10 protein-coding genes and 2 pseudogenes are annotated in these 16,812 nt (G+C 41.0%); 5 read left to right on the top strand and 7 right to left on the bottom strand.

Translation table 11 applies throughout. The features are described from left to right. Positions 1–1,498: 1,498 nt before the first annotated feature. Positions 1,499–2,221: a Nif3-like dinuclear metal center hexameric protein gene (locus tag ACKTT2_RS03465; protein ID WP_407884005.1), complete on the bottom strand. Its 723-nt coding sequence runs from the start codon at positions 2,219–2,221 to the stop codon at positions 1,499–1,501. A 224-nt stretch (positions 2,222–2,445) separates the two neighbouring features. On the opposite strand from ACKTT2_RS03465, the gene ACKTT2_RS03460 reads away from it, so the two are divergent. Next, entirely contained in the window at positions 2,446–3,810 is a 1,365-nt protein-coding gene (locus tag ACKTT2_RS03460) for a sensor histidine kinase (RefSeq protein WP_407884003.1), read from the top strand. A 117-nt stretch (positions 3,811–3,927) separates the two neighbouring features. Beyond that, positions 3,928–4,434: a hypothetical protein gene (locus ACKTT2_RS03455; protein ID WP_407884001.1), complete on the top strand. Its 507-nt coding sequence runs from the start codon at positions 3,928–3,930 to the stop codon at positions 4,432–4,434. A 53-nt stretch (positions 4,435–4,487) separates the two neighbouring features. On the opposite strand, the gene ACKTT2_RS03450 is transcribed toward ACKTT2_RS03455, so the two are convergent. After that, positions 4,488–5,630, bottom strand: a complete 1,143-nt coding sequence (locus ACKTT2_RS03450) for an extracellular solute-binding protein (protein ID WP_407883999.1) — start codon at positions 5,628–5,630, stop codon at positions 4,488–4,490. Between the two features lie 387 nt (positions 5,631–6,017). Here ACKTT2_RS03450 and ACKTT2_RS03445 point away from each other — a divergent pair, with 387 nt between their 5' ends. Continuing rightward, positions 6,018–6,395, top strand: coding sequence for a hypothetical protein (locus ACKTT2_RS03445; protein ID WP_407883997.1), 378 nt, complete (start codon positions 6,018–6,020; stop codon positions 6,393–6,395). 365 nt (positions 6,396–6,760) lie between these two features. Here ACKTT2_RS03445 and cobT read toward each other — a convergent pair whose 3' ends face one another. The 3 genes from cobT to ACKTT2_RS03430 all read right to left on the bottom strand — a co-directional run bounded on the left by cobT (position 6,761) and on the right by ACKTT2_RS03430 (position 9,484). Further along, positions 6,761–7,987 carry a nicotinate mononucleotide-dependent phosphoribosyltransferase CobT gene (gene cobT / locus ACKTT2_RS03440; protein ID WP_407883995.1) on the bottom strand — a complete coding sequence of 409 codons (1,227 nt, stop codon included), beginning with the start codon at positions 7,985–7,987 and terminating at the stop codon, positions 6,761–6,763. 71 nt (positions 7,988–8,058) lie between these two features. Continuing rightward, complete coding sequence (locus ACKTT2_RS03435) at positions 8,059–8,730, bottom strand: DUF2232 domain-containing protein (protein ID WP_407883993.1); 672 nt, start codon at positions 8,728–8,730, stop codon at positions 8,059–8,061. 55 nt (positions 8,731–8,785) lie between these two features. Further along, positions 8,786–9,484, bottom strand: a complete 699-nt coding sequence (locus ACKTT2_RS03430; protein WP_407883991.1) for a Crp/Fnr family transcriptional regulator — start codon at positions 9,482–9,484, stop codon at positions 8,786–8,788. 464 nt (positions 9,485–9,948) lie between these two features. Between ACKTT2_RS03430 and ACKTT2_RS03425 the strand changes: the two genes are divergently transcribed. Both ACKTT2_RS03425 and ACKTT2_RS03420 read left to right on the top strand, forming a co-directional pair. Next, positions 9,949–14,412 (top strand): hypothetical protein, encoded by a 4,464-nt coding sequence (locus ACKTT2_RS03425; RefSeq protein ID WP_407883989.1) that lies wholly within the window; start codon positions 9,949–9,951, stop codon positions 14,410–14,412. Positions 14,413–14,684: 272 nt separating this feature from the next. After that, entirely contained in the window at positions 14,685–15,341 is a 657-nt protein-coding gene (locus ACKTT2_RS03420; protein ID WP_407884007.1) for a sugar transferase, read from the top strand. Between the two features lie 90 nt (positions 15,342–15,431). Here ACKTT2_RS03420 and ACKTT2_RS03415 read toward each other — a convergent pair. Beyond that, positions 15,432–15,920 (bottom strand): annotated as a pseudogene (locus ACKTT2_RS03415) (sensor histidine kinase); the annotation flags it as partial. Then, positions 15,881–16,812, bottom strand: a pseudogene (locus tag ACKTT2_RS03410) (serine/threonine protein kinase); the annotation flags it as partial. The pseudogenes ACKTT2_RS03415 and ACKTT2_RS03410, both read right to left, overlap by 40 nt.

Below are 16,812 nucleotides of genomic sequence, written 5' to 3'. Positions count from 1 at the left end.
ATATGTGGAGATGTTGTCAGTTATTTAGGGGGCTTTCTGTAATTAACAACGTCTCGACTATTCCTGTTGCGACAAATGCACGCTTGTTCTTGAATTCTTTTTCTACTAGCTTTGGATACCAGATATTATCTGAGGTTTTTTAGTGATAGATACTCTTGTTTGTCTCTGTATCCTTGTCGCTGTTTCTAATGTTTAATTTAGTTCATTGTCTTTGTTCTTTGTTGCCACTCTGGCACGTTTGTTAGTAGTTTATTTAACCGTTAATTTCATCACAAATTTCACAATTAAGAGTCTGTCAACTGGCTCTTTCATGACTTGAGATGACTTAACTATCTTGAATATATCATTTTCCCTCTCCATGAGAATGCAGGGCATTACCCCTCATTTTTTATTTGACTGCTCTCAATTTTAACTGTTACTAATTAACCAAAAGTCTGGAAGATATAAAAAAAAAGTGGGAGCAAGCATACCAATCGCTTTCATGCTCCCACTCGCTATCTGTCGCTGAGGCGCTAGGGAATATGTGGAGATGTTGTCAGTTATTTAGGGGGCTTTCTGTAATTAACAACGTCTCGACTATTCCTGTTGCGACAAATACACGCTTGTTATTAAATTCTTTTTCTGACTCTGTTAAGAGATTGAGATCTTGCTTTGGATACGAGATACTATCTGAGGTTTTTTAGTGGTAGATACTCTTGTTTATCTCTCGTATCCTTGCCGCTATTTCTGATATTTAATTTAGTTCATTGTCTTTGTTCTTTGTTGCCACTCTGGCACTTTTGTTAGAATTCATATAACCGTTAAAAGTACTACAAATCAAACTTAAAATAAGTGAAACTATATCTTTCATGACATGAAATAAACTAAATATTTTGAAATATATCATTCTCTTTGTTGATAAGAATGTAGGGCAATACCCCTCATATGTCAGTCTTCTCTAACAGTTTTGAAATTGTTAGCTATTAACGAAAAGTATTTTCAAGACTAAAAAAAGTGGAAGCAAGCATACAATTTGCTTTCGTGCTGCCACTCCTCTATTGCTACTGAAACTCTAGTACTGGTGAGGATTTCAGCCATGCTGACGTTCCTTCATTTAGCTGTTTCGAGCTATTTACCTTCTTGATTTGCGAAAAGTGTATCACAAATAATTGAATATGTGATACACCCCGATCGTAACACCCTTGAAGTCGTTTACCATCTTTAACTGTCTTTAATGTATAAAGGCTATTTATCTCTAAGTTGCCATTTTGGCAATTCTTCTATTAATTAAATACTGTTAAATACAATACGGTTTTATAAAAAAGAATTACATTTTAAAGGAATTAGAAATTATTCATGAAACTCTGTAATTAGTATATTGTCTTAGTCTCAAACTAATTACTCCCTTCCCACTAGAAGATTACGTAAACAGGTAGGGGTAGGCACTACCTACCAATAGCGAATGGTGGGTAGTGCCCACTCTACGAAAATCGGTAATTTTAGAGTGGAAAGAGAGTAGTTAAGAAGCAAAAACAAATTCGAGACTAGACCATCGCTTGTGTAATAACTTAGCTAGCGCTTGTAAACCCCATATTTCGCTACGGCGATGACCTACAGCGATCGCCATAATTTTCGTTTCTTGCAATGCAACATCGGCTGATTTTCGTAATTGTCCTGTAATGTAGACTGTTGCACCGCGATTTGTGGCTTCTCGTACCAGTTCATCTGTCATTGCACCGACAACGGCAATTTTTCGGATTTCTTTAGAGTTATCTACTTCATGGATGTGCTCGTATCCCCCAAAAATTTGACTGATGCGATCGCGCAACTCAACAAAGCTCTGCATTGGAACTTCTCCAATCATTCCAATAGGTCTGTTTTTTTTCTCGCCCAAAACTTCCAATCCAGACATTTCCAAAATTTGCGCCAATTCCGGGTTATATGAGAGCGTTAGGCGTTCGTCAAATGCCAAATGATAAGATATGACACCGATATCTGGTGCGAGTTGTTCCGATTGAAGTTTCCAAGGTCGATGCAAGAACAGAGCATCTAAATTTTTTACCTCAACCCATTCCCGCAATTCCGCCCACGGCTCTAGCGCTAAACCCAAACGTGCGATCGGACGTACTGAAGGGATATACACGCCCCCCTGTTCTTCCTGAAAATCTTTATCAACATCCAGAGAATCATTGAGAAATTCTGCTATCTCCTCTAAAGAAGGAGAGTTTTGTTCGAGAATCATTGCCTTGGGTTTACTTTATGAAGCCTATTTACTTAGTATGGTAAGCTAACCAGTACTTTAACGGTTGTTTTAAGACAAAAGAATACGCTATTTATTGTAACATTCACGCGAATCGAGAAACTTAATATCTCTAGATACTGAGTTTTTTAATCTCAGTATTTTCCACAAATTACAGACTCTTATCATATCTTAAATTTATAGCTGAGGTTTTGCAAAATCTTTTTATGCTCATAGCTTTTATACCTCACGGTCATTGCTATCTTTGGAATCCTGGATTAGTTTGGCTACATATCTTATCAGATAGCTGTATTGCGATCGCTTATTACTCAATTCCAGCAGTCATACTCTACTTTGTCCAGAAACGTCAAGATTTACCTTTCTCTTGGATTTTCTTACTGTTTGGAGCGTTCATTGTCGCTTGTGGTACAACCCATATCATGGAGATCTGGACGCTTTGGCATCCAATTTATTGGATGAGTGGATTTTTGAAAGCGATAACTGCCATTATTTCGGTATATACTGCGCTAACTTTAGTACCGTTAGTTCCTTTAGCACTTGCCCTTCCCAGCCCAGAATTTTTGCAAAAAATCAACTTAGAACTAGAACAAGAAATTACTGAACGAAAGAAGATAGAAGAAGCTTTGCGGATACTTTCAGAACAAGAGCGAGAGAAAGCGACTCAGCTAGAAATCACCCTAGAAGAACTCACCCGCACTCAAAGTTTATTGATTCATAATGAAAAAATGGCAAGTTTAGGGCAATTAGTTGCAGGAGTTGCTCACGAAATTAACAATCCCGTTAGTTTTATCTATGGCAATATCCCTCACGCTCAGACCTATGCTCGAGATTTGTTAGACCTTTTAAAACTTTATCAGCAATACTACCCCAACTCTATAGCGCAAATTCAACAACGAATAGAATACATCAACTTAGATTTTGTTGCAGAAGATTTTTCTAAATTATTAGTCTCTATAGCAGCAGGTGCTCAGCGAATTAGCCAAATTGTCTTGTCCTTACGGAATTTCTCTCGTCTTGGTGAAGAAGCACTCAAAAAAGCGGATATTCATGAAGGGATAGACAGTACTTTACTCCTCTTGCAATATCGCTTGCAACAAGATAAATCTAGAGAAATTCAAGTTATCAAAGATTACGGTGTTCTCCCTCTCATAGAATGTTATCCCAGTCAACTGAATCAAGTATTTATGAACATTATTAGCAATGCTATTGATGCTGTAGATGAAATGGCAACTAAAAAACTAGATTTTGATGGGCAAGTTAAGGTTGTTCAACCAAAGCTTCAAATTTCTACTTATATAAAAAAAGACTCCAAAAAGAGTCTTAACGTGAAAGAAAAAGATTACATTATTATTAATATTACTGATAATGGATGTGGAATCAAGTCAAACATTCAATCAGAAATCTTCGCTCCCTTTTTTACTACAAAACCTCCTGGTAAAGGAACAGGCTTAGGATTATCTATCAGTCACCAAATTATTGTTAGCCAACATAACGGACAACTTTGGTGCCATTCAGACTCCGAGCGAGGCACAACATTTGTCATTGAACTACCAATAAACAGCAATCGTTGACCAGCGCTCGGATATATCTAAAAGTCTAAGATTTAAAGATACTAGTATTTATACGTAAACAAAATCTGTTTTCAAGCCATATCATAGTCTTCGTATTTTTTACTTTTTTATTCAAAAATGCGCCAGCTTGCACTATTTTTAGGTATTTGGATAACTGTAGTCTCACTACCCAATCAACCTTCACTTGCAGAAAATCTATCAATTCCACTAGCTTCTGACAAACCGTTAGAATTAAATCTATTAACGAATCCTACAGGTTCTGTTGTTACCGCTAATACCATCTACCAAGAGCATTTGACTGTTCCTAGCTTGTGGTTGGCAAAAGAAAATTCGGAAAACAAACTCCTAGATAACTGGATAGCATACCCAATGTCTGGTGCAGAACCCGCCAGAGTAGATTTGCTCGTCAATCAACAAATTTGGAGTTTGCTAGATTATCTAGAACGTTATGATTTCGTGAATCGTTTGGGTACAGTCGCACGCAATTATGGTTACAATATCCGCGTGTTTAACTATCAACAAGAACGATTGGCAACTTACACGTGCAATTTTAGCGCAAGTCCTGTTAAGTGTAGGATAGACATGAACCTTCAAAGCAAGCTAGGGGTAGGGAGTAGGGAGTAGGGATTGGAGTCAACTAATAAATTTCCTAGTCCCCAATCGCCAATCGCCAATCCCTATCCTCGAATGCGAGCAAATAAAGATTGATACTGAGTCATGGCTGATGGTGATAGAGGAAGTAAAAAATCACTTTTATCAAAAACGTCAGTATTCATCTGTAGTAAATTGCGTAGAGACTCTTGCATCTCGGACTTAGGTAGATTTGCCATCGCCGGTGAATTGCTTTTGGCAAACAAAGATATTTCTTGAGCCACTTGAGGAGTTAAGCAAAAATCTATCCATTTGTATAGTAAATCTTCATTTTCCTTACCCGCAGGGCTTACCCAGAGGTCTGCCCATATTGCAGTTCCAGACTTGGGAACAACGACAGCAAGTTGGGGATAACGCCCAAGTGTTTGGACAACATCATTTGACCAACCCACTGCTAACCAGGTGTCTCCAACGATTAAGGGTTCTAAATACTTTGTGGAACTGTAAAATTTTACTTGTTTATCCAGTGATACTAGTTCTTTTTCTAAATTTGAAACTTTATCAAGATTTTCCTGATTGTAAGATTGACCCAGTTTCTTTAAAACTAACCCGATCGCTTCTCTTGGCTGTTCCAATAACGAAATACGTCCTTGTAAGTCATTTCGCCACAAATCGCTCCAATCTGTCGGTTTCCATCCTAATTCTTGGAATTTGTCACGGCGATAAACAATGACCGTGCTTCCCCAGCGATAAGGGACAGCCCAAACTTTTCCTTTAGGATCGAGTAGCCCTTTGTCATTGCGCGTGACTAAGTTTTGCCACCGCTTGGGTAAAGCGGACCACTGCTTTATTTTGTCCGCTTCTAATGGTTTAATCAGCTTGTCCTGAATTGCCTGAGCTAACCAAAAATCCCCCATTGTTACTAAGTCCGATATAGCCGATTTTTGGTTAGATCCTATAAAAGGTAGAGAAATTCCTTTTTCTGCTTCCTTAGTATTTGTTTTTTTCTGCCAATCTTTCAATTTCTCAAATAAATCTTGTAATTGCTCTACTGGAGCAAACTTTAACTGTGCCTTCAATCCCTGGCTAAATTGACTTACCACTTGGCTAGGGATAGAACCTTTTAACAACTGTACGTTGAGTGTTGGTTGATTGTTTTGATTACACCCAATCAGCAGTTGTGATAGTGCTATAGTACTTGTACTTAGTAAAAAATACCGTCGCTCCATTGATTTTAGATTTGAGATTTTGAACTTGAGAGTGAAAAACGCCATCTGTCAGTGTAACAGTGACCCTTCGGGTTCGCCAGTCCCCTGGGCGTGGGAGACCCGCCGGAGCGGGCTGGACTCATCAGTGACCAGTGACCAGCGATAGGTGTCAGTTAGGTTAATGGCTCATAAGCGTCTGGGGTAAGAATGTCTTCAATTGAGGAGATTTATCTTTCTACACAAAAGAGTTGAGTAAGACTTTAAGAAAATATGTAGATATATGTCAAAATAAAGACTTAAATATTGCACTTCAACAGAAAATTTTAAAAGTTAAAAAAATCATAAGTATGGTTAACATTGGCAAGAGATTTTATAACATAGAGAGAAATAAGCGGACGAGGGTATTAAATGGAGCCATTACAAAAGCAAGTCCTGACATTAAGCCATAAACTAGATGCCCTCTACCAGGTCATTGAGCAGCTTGATGGTAAGGTGTCTCAAGCTTTATCAGATTGCAGCTTGGCGAAAGAAGAGTCTAGGGAGAGTTTTCAGGAAAACAGCAGCGATCGCCGTCACTCATTCAAAGGACTTACTAGTTTCAATTCAGAGCTCGAACATAAGGATGTCATAGCAGATGGCATTTATTCGGATAGTAATCTTCAAGGTGGAGACAAACAAATAACGCCGGAAATTCAAATCCAACGTCTAACGGCACAATTAACAGCTGCATACAATCGCATAGCAGCTTTAGAAGAGCAATTACTTCTTAAAAGAATCAACACTTAATGAAAATCAAAATAACTTTTTACTTTTGAGTTTTAACTGAATCTTCTAAATCCTAATTTCAGTGAACTGAGCCATTAGTAACGACCCAAGTTTGAAATTACAGCCTTTTTTAAGGGACTTCCAAATAAAAAATCTCCCAGAATTTTTTGTGGTGCGGGCTTCTAGCCCGCCACTTAATAATATCCCAAAATCTTTTGTGGTGCGGGCTTCTAGCCCGCCACTTATAATGTCCCAAAATCTTTTGTGGTGCGGGCTTCTAGCCCGCCACTTATATGGTACGGGCGTCCCCGCCCGTACCACAAGTACCACAAGTACCATAAGCACCACAAGTACCACAAGTACCACAAGAATATGGTGTAATTTATTTAGTCCGGTAAAAGCTTCTGTATTTGTTGTTCAGTCGCTTGCAAAAGTTGGTGTTGCTGCCACCCTTGGTAGAGATAAGCCGCTATACAAGAACCACCTGCACCTACACCTTCTTTTACAAAACCCTTTTCGTAAGCTCTAAGTTGCTCGTAACGAGATTCAGCAAAGCTTAGTTCGGTGGCTAGTAAAGGTGGAGTAAATAATTCATAAGGAGTGCTGCTACCCCGACTAATTAACTCAGCTAATTCAATAGTTCCACCCGTTGAGTCCTTTGCCACCCAACGGGTTGTTCCTACAACGACTTCTTCAACTCGCCAAGGTAAATCATAGGCTTGGGCGATCGCGCAAGTCAAAGCGTAGACTGCCAACATTTGCGTCCCACCTGCAAGCAAAACACCACAATAGCGACTCAAAGCAAGAGTCATTCCAGCAACCGTAACTTGCATAGGATCGCCCACTGCAGCAACAAGTTGTAGGGGATCGGGAAAATTTTGGATTTTGGATTTTGGATTTTGGATTGATTTTGGATTTTGGATTGGGGTTTGAGAACTTTCTTTACCAGTCGCCAGTCCCCAGTCGCCAGTCCCTAATGCCTTTTCAAGTCCAGCTTGCACAAGCGCCCACTTTTGAGCGTGATTGCAAACAGGGTGACTGCTGTTAACTTTTCCAGCAGCTTGTATACCTAAGCCAGTTAATATTGCCAGGGCAGTTGTGGTTCCTCCAACAACGCACTCGCTTAAAATGTAATAGTTTTTTCGCTCATGGTTTGCTAATCGTTCGCCCCATTCCATCCCTTGCTTAAAGAGGTGGCGTACTGTTGCTATGTCCATAGCCTTACCTTGGCTCAAACATTTGGCTGGAGAACCACCTAAATCTATGACAGGAACAGGAGGGGACTGAGGTAAACCAGCGTTAAATATATAAATCGGAATGTTTAGTGTTTCAACTACGGCACGAGTGATGAAAACAGGAGACACTCCAGCTGAGAGAGAAGGTAGGGGATACTTGGGTTTAGTGGTAGTACCGTAGTATAAAAACTCAGCATCTGCACAAGCAGTGTATTTTCTATCCTCCGGCGTTGAACCAGCCGCAGAAATACCGGGGATCAAACCAGTATCAGTAAATCCTAAAATGCAAGCAAACACCGGCGGACAACCTCTATACTTAGTTATCCATTCCTGTGCTTGCTCAATTTGAGTATAAATGCGAATAAGGTCATTGGTCATTGGTCATTGGTCATTGGTCATTGGTCATTGGTCATTCTAAGGACAAAGGACAAATAACAAAGGACAATTATTTATTCGTAATCTAAAATAACCTGTACCCAACGTGGAGGGCGGGGAATGGGGTTGCCTAACCGATCCAAAAGCAGCCATGCGCCCAAATGGACTACAAATAGATAAATAAAATTGTTCAATAAAATGAGAGCGATCGCGCCGACTTGAATCCAGAATACGCTAGGGGTTGACAAAATACCCAATTTAAGGAATAACCACTCTATAAAATCCGTTACTTGATTGATGACGTAAATCCAAAGGTCTTCATTAGACAACACAGACAGCAGCCACACGCGAAAAAAGACACCCAAAGTGCCTAACAGCGTACCCAAACTAATGGAAACAATCCAAGGAACGCGGCGAGTCCAAGTTGCTCCTAAAAGAACACCCATAAAAGCAAAGGGCATTACAAAGAGAAGACTACGGACGGGTCCCATGAGTACTGAAAGCAACAAACCAGAAGTTACAGCTGCCATCCAAGCCGCCCTGCTCCCCCAACGAAGGTAGACTAGGGCAATTGGTACGGGGAAAAATATCCGCAAAACAGGTCCCAAAGGAAAGTAAAAATTAATAAACCAAATTAAGCTACCAGTACTAGCCAAAAATGCTGTTTCCACCAATCTTAGTGGTGCTTCCAACTTTATAGAACTTTTATTTAAATCGTTTTGCTTTACCATCAATTCATCAGACATTTGTCAGGTGGTCACTGGTCAGGTGGTCACTGGTCAGGTGGTCATTAGTCAGGTGTTAAACAATCATTCTTTCGAGGGCTGATAGATCGGGAATACAGATAACATCTTGCTCGCGTCTAATTAGACCTTTTTTTTCTAACCTTGTTAAGACTCGTGTGACAGTTTCCCGCGCTAATCCACTTAAACTGCTAAGTTCCCGGTGGGGTAAGTTAGGAATTTCTGTTCCTGCTTGCGCCTTTTTACCCTGCCCTTCAGCCAAAAACAACAAAGTGTCTGCCACTCGCGATTGACTGTCAGATTCCCGCAATCGCAGCCTCCGGTTGACTTGACGCAATCGCCGCGCCATCAGTTGTGCCAATCGTACTCCTGCCATGGGTTCTGTATTAAGCAATTTAAGAAAATCTTGGGATGGCATACTGCCAATCACTGTAGGAGTTAGTGTAATTACGTCGGTGGAGCGAGGTACTTCGTCGAGGGCTGCCATTTCGCCAAATAATTCTCCTTTTCCAAGGATATTTAGCGTGACTTCTTTGCCCTCTAAATTATAAGTACGAATTTTTACCCACCCTTCTATAATAAAATACACAGAACCGCCCCAATCGTTTTCTAACAGGATCACTTGGTTTGCTGGGTGAGTGCGGGTCACAAGATGAGTGAGTGCGGGTTCTACGACCGTTTCTGGCAGCCCTTGAAAAAAGGGAGCCCAGTTCATCCAGGAATTGCCAGGTGCTTGTAAGCTATACCTTTCTTCCATTACAACGTCTTTACTGTACTGTTAAGCAGCAAAATATAACAGTTCCTCTGTAAGCATATGCTATTAAAGCACAACCCAGTGAAAATAAAACTAAACTATGTTACATGATAAGGCGATTCGGAAAGACCCTTATAAAAAATGTTTACCTAACTATTAAATTAGAATAAAGTTTTTCCAATAATAATTATGCAGCCAAAGCCCAGAATTCTATTCTTGCAGGCTTTTGGCAAATTCGGGATGCTCCCAAAATAACAGCCTCCAACGAGAATTTGGTCAAATTGCCAATTAAGAACACTTTTTCTGTGCCGAAACCGCAGCGAGCTGTTAAGCTATTTTCTCAAAGTAGGCGAATTTTTGACACATTATATTGATAGACGCTGCTATTCACGAATAACATAAATTGCAACAGTTGTACAGCAATTCCTATATCACCCAACCTACAGTTCTATATAAGGTAACTTAACGTGACTTCCCGGTTAACAGAAACTCAAAACTTAATTGCAGATATTGACCGCTTACTGACTCACAAGCGACTGTCTAGGTTTCTCTCGAGTCAAGCGTCAGAACCCCGACAGATTTTAGAACAAACTCGAAACTTCCTAGTCCGCTTAGCCGAAAGCGACGAACAAGAACGATCGCAACAAATACAGCAATCTGCCTTGCTTGCGAGATTTGCGGGACAGGAAGAAACATCCCAAACATCTCCTGTGGAACAGAACGAACTTCAACAACACGCCAGCGCCGATACTTCCACTATTAAAGGAGAATTTTCAGCGTTTTTAGCACCTTTGCAAGCGGAATTGCAAACCCTCCTGCACGAACGGGCAAATCTTGTGGAGGAAATCAGACAATTAGAACAAAGGCGGTTGCATAATTACTCCTTAGCACAACAATTGGCGAATCAAGAGCAGACGATCGCAGAATTCTTACAAGTTCTTAAGAATCGCCTTGTCACTAGTTCAACATCTCCAGAAGGCGAGACCAATTCTCAAGAGTTGCAAATTCCCAGTACTGACAATGCTTCTGCTACAATTAACCAGAGAAGTTATGTACAGCCCGTCACAACTTCTACGCAAGCACCTTCGCTACACTCAGCAGATCGAGTTGAGGAAGTAGCAAGACTCGCCCGAGAACTCGATCGACAGTTGCTAGCGCTTGATGGCACCGTAAACGTTGTTTTTGACTCTCTTCAGCGCAATATCCACACTTATCATGAGTCCTTATCACAAGCTCTATCAAGAATGCACAGCAAAGGCGTGCAGGGAGAGCAGTTACTGACGGGTTTGATTGGTAATTTAACACAACATTTTCAGCAGTACTCTCTTGAGAGCGAACCACATAAGAATGATGTAAAAGAGGAAACCTTAAAACCTTCCCTATCTCAACCGTTATCACCTGAGTTGCTAGAACCCAAACCAATTGACAACTCATCCTCACCCACAGAGACTGCGTTCGCCTTTGGCGTAAGCCGTACCCGGCTTATCGCAACTCAGGTTGATTTTAAGGTATATGAAAACACTGCTCCTAGGGAAAATGTAAGTGTAGTGCCATCTCCTCTTGAGGGAGACACGCAAACAACTTTAGTTACTAATACTACTCCCGATAGCGTAGCTCCGGATAGTTCTCAAATAGAAACTGATGAAGTCGATCGCTTGTATGCCAGTTTGTTTGAAAATGAGGCAGAGAATCAGGAAACAAATACCGCCACAGATGAGGTAACAGATGTAACGGATAAGAACGCGAGTGAGGAAACGGAAGATTTAACTGCTGATGCTCCTGTTACACCCGTGATTGCCCAAGTGCAACCAGAAGTTTTACCGCCGCCAGCTTCCGTGGAGGTTAAAGAGGTCAAAAAGGCAACTAACTTTATAGATGATTTGTTTTTGGGTATTTCATCTTCCCCATCCACAAAAACTTCACCAAAAATTAATCCAGTTCCAAAAGTCGTTCCACCAGAAGTCACTCCTCCAATCATTCAGTCAACACATTTTATAGATGAGTTATTCATGGATCTAACGCTATCCTCATCTATCCAAACTCCGCCTCCAAGTATCAATCCAGTTTTAAAGGAAGATCGAGAGGCAATTCCTGAAGTTCAAGAATCAACAAGTATAATAGATGACTTGTTTGCAGAGACTCCACCCTCAACAACCGAGGAAGAACAACTAGATTCAGAAACTTTCTTACACGAGGTGGTTTTTGAAGCACCGAGTGCGACAACAGATTTGGTACAGGCTGAGGTAACGAATTTACAAGAAGAGCCAATTACAGAAGACACAACCTTACCAGCACAGCCAACAGATCGAGAAGTCCCTACTGATTCTGTAGCTTCGATACCAGACCCTTGGGTGGAAGGTTCGGAGAAAAAACTGTTGAATCGCGACCTCACTGACACTCAGGAAAGACAAGAAGTACCTGTGGAAAGCACGGTGGTAGATGAATTGGAGAGCGATGACGCAACTCTTATGGTTGATGAACCGCTCAGTGCTGATATCATTACAGCATTAACTGATTTGCTAAATGATACAAATGATGATGAACTGATTCTGGAAGAATCTTCTTTTGGTAGAGAGGCAAATACAGGAATTGCCACAACACAAGCCGAACCTTCTGTTGTCATCGTAGATAATCGCGATGCAGATTCTTTACAAGAAAGTTATGTTCCTGCTTCTCCACAAGAAAATTTGTTGCCACAGGAAGACAATCAATCTCTAGAGGTTGCTGATATATCCTTGGAGGAAGCCCAATTGCAGCAATTGGAACAGGATTTGGCGAGTTTTGATGGAGAACTCAATTCTCTGCTGCAACCTCTCAACGATCTAGAAAATCGAGAAAATACACAAAGTCGGATTATCCCTCAAGAGATTCCACAACCTGCGGGAACTGAGCCGAGTTCGGATGCAGAAAAAGAATTGGTGGCTGCAACTGAAAAAAAAACTGAAGCAACAGAAGAACAACTCGTAGGTTCTTTAGTTTCAATTTCTCGTTCCACAGATGACAAAGAAGTCACTCTTGAGGCTGCGAACTCAGTTTGGTATTTAGGAATTGATTTGGGGACGACTGGAATTTCTGCTGCACTGTTAAATCGCTCTACAACAGAGGTTTATCCTCTCTACTGGATGGCAGAAAATCAGCCAGAAGCAAATGCGCGCTCTTTTCGTTTACCTGCAGAAGTTTATTTACCAACAGCTTCTGTAAATGTTAGTGAAACAGAAAGTTCTCACTCCCACGAACAAAAGCCACCTGTAGCTGAGGGTGAAGGTGGAAATCAGGCGGCTGCAACTCAATCTCACAATCTGTTTTCAGCACAATTAAAACCGTATTTACAAATTGCTCTTCCTTATAAAAATGAACAACAGAAATGGGAACCCGTTTTGCAGTTAAATGATTTTTCTACGGTTCCTTTGGTTTGGGTTGTGCGATCGCTTTCAAAATTGCTGTTAACCTTAATGGCAGACCGTAGCAGCACGACTTTAGGTTTAACGGCGGCGGCTGTTGGTATAGAGCAAGATATTTTCCGCACTATTATCAGTCGCGTTACAGGTATCATCTGCAATTGCCCGTCCAATTGGTCGGAACAGTATCGCTTTAATGTTAGAGAAGCTATACTAACAAGCAAACTGGTACGACACTCGCAACAAGTCTTTTTTGTAGAAGAAGCGATCGCGTGTTTGCTGTCAGAACTCGATGGTGCTAGCGGTGAGATTGTCAAAATCAAAGGACGGCAAGGTAATCGCCTAGCAAAAACTAGCGATCGTCCTTTGAATGGTAGTACTCTTGTCATTAGTATTGGAGCTGACGCAACAGAAATGGCGTTGGTCGATTTGCCAGAAAACTTAGAAGATTTAACTCACAACGATTTCATGCTCCACAGTTTTACCTATGCAGGCAAAGGACTAGAGCAAGATATCGTTAGCCAATTGCTACTTCCATCAAAATGGCGACAACCGCGAACTGAGAATCAAAGCGATAGCAAAACCATCAGTAGCAACCCCTGGCATTGGCAACCATCCGTTCCTGGCTTAGACCAAATGAATTTTTCTAGCCTAGGTTTAGAAGAATTAACTTTGCCAAGACCAGGAGAACCCGACTTAGTAGAACGAGTTCGCTTGCAGCAACGCTTAGAAAGTTCGTTGTTAGGAAAAGCCGTTGTAGATGCTGCTGTGGCTCTCAAGCTCATCCTACAACATCAAGAATCTTTCACCTTAGAATTAGCAGATCAAAAATGGCTGTTGCAGCGAAGAGACTTAGAAAGTCAAGTATTTGTCCCCTTTGTACGCCGTATCAATCGAGAACTCAATAGATTATTAGTTGCGAAAGGTTTACCCACAGAAGCCATCAATCAAGCCATCTTAACAGGAGGCGTTGCGTCTTTGGGAGCAGTTAGTCGGTGGTTGCGTCAAAAATTACCAAATGCCAGGATTATCCAAGATTTGTACCTTGGTGAAAATGGTTCGCCCACTTGCAGCCGAGTCGCATACGGTTTAGCCGTGCTTCCCCTACATCCTCAAGTCTTAGAAGTTTCCAGACAACAGTACACCGATTACTTCTTGTTTACAGAATTGCTAAGAATCTTGCCAACTCGACCAGTATCCTTTGGAGAAATTATTCAGTTGTTTGAAAATCGGGGTATCAACACGCGCAATTGTCAGCAACGCTTGCTTGCTTTTTTAGAAGGCGAACTTCCACCCGGTTTAGTGCCAACCAGCACGGAAGCGACTTGGCTTGTTCCTGCTTCATCTGAGAATCCCGATTATCAAGCCCTCTCGGCTGCACCGCTTTTTGAAAAACAAGGAAGTCTCACCTACCGTCCCAACGCTCAGCAACTGCAAGCGATCGCTCGTTATCTTGATGCCATCAAAGCCAGCACCCGCCAATCATTAGACGAACCTTACACGGTTAATTTTGCTGTAGGTGTCCTTCAGTGACCAGTGACCAGTGACCAGTGACTAGGGAGAAGTACTAATAGCTAACTGATCCCTAGTCCCTAATCGCCAATCGCCAATCCCTAAAAATACAGAAAATTTAAATACTCCCTTGTATCTAAAAGATTGTATAAAATCTGGGCTGAGACCTTTCAACCTAAAGTATTACTTGTTTATATTAATACTTATATAAATAACCGTAGTAAAAAAAGACTCCAACCGTGTCCACTTGCACATCCGAGCGAACATATAGTGGCTCTAGTGGCTCTCTTGATGTGGCCATTTTAAGTCAATATAATTCAGTTGAATTTTCCGAGCAACCCGTACATCCTTCTGTTACAAGTATCATCAAGCGGTTAGTTGATATTTTAGGAGCTATTGTAGGGCTGGTAATTACAGGTATGGTAGCAATTCCCGTAACCATAGCCACTCAGTTAGACGAGCCAGGTCCTATCTTATACAGTCAAATACGTTGTGGTATTAATGGACGTAGATTCCGTATTTGGAAGTTCCGTTCCATGATCGTGGATGCAGATAAACTCAAGCACTTGGTAAAAAACGAAGCTAAGGGTCATATATTTAAATCCGTCGAAGATCCTAGAATTACAAAAGTCGGCAAATTTTTAAGACGCACGAGTTTAGACGAATTACCGCAATTTTGGAATGTCCTTAAAGGAGAGATGAGCTTAGTTGGGACTCGTCCACCAACTCCTGATGAAGTTGTTAAGTATGATGTCCATCACTGGCAAAGATTGCAAGTAAAACCTGGGATTACAGGAGAATGGCAAGCTAATGGTCGTTCCACTATTACCGACTTTGAGACTATAGTTAGCATGGATCTTGACTACCAGCGCAAGTGGTCTGTAATGTACGATTTATATCTGATTTTGAAAACGATTGGGGTAGTCGCAAATAAGAACGGTGCGTATTAACTGGCGAGCGCATCTAGATAAGACTTTTTCAATCCAAAATCTCAAATCTAAAATCCAAAATGGGATTATTCAGGGTGCGTGCTATTACGGTTATATTGGGATTTCAATTAAGAACTCTGTACCCTCACTTGGAACTGAATTGCAACTCAACTTACCAGCGTGGGTTTCTTCAACAATTTGTTTTGCTATAGCTAAACCCAAACCTGTCCCTTTACCGACTCCTTTGGTTGTAAATAAATAGTCAAATATCTTCTGTTTAACTTCGGCGCTCATTCCCTTGCCATTATCAACAATGAGAATTTTGACTCGCTTATCTTCTTGGAAAGTTGTCACAGTAATTCTGTTGGGATGTGCTTTAATTTCTGGAAAACTTCGTCCGCTATTTGATTCTTCTAAGGTATCAATGGCATTGGCTAAAATATTCATGAATACCTGATTTAATTGTCCGGGAAAACAAACAACCTGTGATAAATTGCTATACTCAGTTCTCACTTCAATCGCGGGACGTTCTTCGTTAGCTTTTAGACGGTGTTTAAGAATTAAAATAGTACTATCAATCCCATCGTGAATATTAAAAGGGCAAGAGCGATGGCGCGATCGTACCAATCGCTTGCTTCATAATTTTTGCCTAAAACCCGGCATTTTTCTGCCTCTACTAAGTCAACTTTATGTTGGTGGTTCATAGGAGCATGGTAAGCCCATTGAGCCAGAGTGATTTGATGGGTTTTTACCAGAGCGAGAGTGTTGGCTTGCTCGAGTTCTGACTGGGTAGAGCATAGTGCCAAGTAGGTTAAGCTGGCATAGAAATGGAAAACCGGATTCTCAATTTTTCCTGCCATTGCCATCAAATGGAGATTAGCTTGGGCAATGTAGTCTAGGGCATTGGTGTAGTTGCCAAAAAAGTAGGCAAGCATTAGCTTGTAGATATAGACAAAAGCGAGTGCAGTCAGATCCTTATCCTGATGGTGCTTGGGAATCATGACTGTTTCATCGTAAGCAGTTCCGATTAATAGATCTGGTTCATTGACAATTTCCCTCCAGTTCTGCACCATCTGTTGTTTCATCTTCAAGTAAGCCAGAGGAGAATATTGCTTCACAGCAGCTAAGACAACACAGTAATTTTCTATTTCTGGTTCCCAATCGTCCAGATACACTCCTGCAGAGAAATTATCCTCAAAATAATTAATTATGTTGTAGCCAGCACATAAAAAATCACCCGTTTCTATTCCAGCTAGATAGCCCTCTTTCCCAGTTGGAATTGTTGCTCTCAGTGCTTCTTGACGATGCTGGAGACAAGCACAAAACAAAAGTAAAGTGAGAGACTTAAATTCCCGCACATTGAACCGATTGAGTAAGTTCAGTGCCAATCGCCCAAAACAATAGCCCCTTTCTACCTCTCCCAAAAAGGAAGATAGCACTGTGCCATAAATTGCATAACCGATGGTTGATGCGGGTGCATTTCCAAATTGGA

The organism is Scytonema hankhaensis NUACC26, from assembly GCF_045865695.1.
In the GTDB taxonomy this organism is placed as follows: domain Bacteria; phylum Cyanobacteriota; class Cyanobacteriia; order Cyanobacteriales; family Nostocaceae; genus Scytonema.
The sequence above is the reverse complement of the archived record's forward strand: the minus strand, read 5'-3'. Positions and strand labels throughout refer to the sequence as shown.

Excerpts from the sequence above, each read along its gene's own strand:
- ACKTT2_RS03465 (WP_407884005.1), bottom strand. The coding sequence starts at position 2,221 with ATGATTCTCGAACAAAACTCTCCTTCTTTAGAGGAGATAGCAGAATTT.
- ACKTT2_RS03460 (WP_407884003.1), top strand. The coding sequence starts at position 2,446 with ATGCTCATAGCTTTTATACCTCACGGTCATTGCTATCTTTGGAATCCT.
- ACKTT2_RS03455 (WP_407884001.1), top strand. The coding sequence starts at position 3,928 with ATGCGCCAGCTTGCACTATTTTTAGGTATTTGGATAACTGTAGTCTCA.
- ACKTT2_RS03450 (WP_407883999.1), bottom strand. The coding sequence starts at position 5,630 with ATGGAGCGACGGTATTTTTTACTAAGTACAAGTACTATAGCACTATCA.
- ACKTT2_RS03445 (WP_407883997.1), top strand. The coding sequence starts at position 6,018 with ATGGAGCCATTACAAAAGCAAGTCCTGACATTAAGCCATAAACTAGAT.
- cobT (WP_407883995.1), bottom strand. The coding sequence starts at position 7,987 with ATGACCAATGACCTTATTCGCATTTATACTCAAATTGAGCAAGCACAG.
- ACKTT2_RS03435 (WP_407883993.1), bottom strand. The coding sequence starts at position 8,730 with ATGTCTGATGAATTGATGGTAAAGCAAAACGATTTAAATAAAAGTTCT.
- ACKTT2_RS03430 (WP_407883991.1), bottom strand. The coding sequence starts at position 9,484 with ATGGAAGAAAGGTATAGCTTACAAGCACCTGGCAATTCCTGGATGAAC.